This window comes from Rossellomorea aquimaris (genome assembly GCF_001877785.1).
Lineage (GTDB): Bacteria > Bacillota > Bacilli > Bacillales > Bacillaceae_B > Rossellomorea > Rossellomorea aquimaris_A.
The window spans coordinates 1-608 of the sequence record NZ_MINN01000111.1; the positions used below are offsets into that span (position 1 = coordinate 1).

General features: G+C 49.3%; 1 pseudogene. It reads left to right on the plus strand.

Features of this window, described 5'->3' with window-relative positions:
- Positions 1–184: 184 nt before the first annotated feature.
- Positions 185–608 (plus strand): annotated as a pseudogene (locus tag BHE18_RS23315) (transglycosylase domain-containing protein); the annotation flags it as partial.

The following is a 608-nucleotide window of genomic DNA, read 5'->3' on the forward strand; positions in this document are numbered from 1 at the left end:
TTGTGTTGTGTGGTGAAAATGTGTGTGTGTGGTTGACTGTGTGGACTGAAGTTGTTAGGTGGATTGGTGATAAATGAATTGATGAAGGGTGTGTGATGTGTTAGATGTGTTAATCAGGTGTGCTAATTCTTGAAGTATTTGTGTTTGTTTTTTATTTTTCGTGTCTGAGGAATATGTTGATCGCATGCTCGCACCATTCGGTGGAGATGCAGGGAAATTATTCCCTGGCAGTTCACGATTCAGCAACGTTGTTTCAAGTGCCACATTTGATGCAGACAGTGCAGCCCCTGCCCCGGTTGGAACGTCGATCAACGGGCGCACCATCACGTGGAGCGACTCCGCTTCCAATGATGTCGTCGGTTACCGTGTATTCCGAAACGGCAGCAGAGTTTCTTCTGTGTCAGAATCGAGCAGCAACTCCTATAGTGCGCCTGGCCCTGGAACGTATACAGTTGTCGCAGTGGACATTACAGGCCGTCAATCGGCTGCTTCCAACGGCGTAACGATCGAAGCGCCAAAACCGGAACCGAAGCCGGAACCAGCTCCTGAACCGGAACCGGAAAAAGAACAAGCTCCGGAACCACCGCAAGAAACTGAAAAACCGGAAC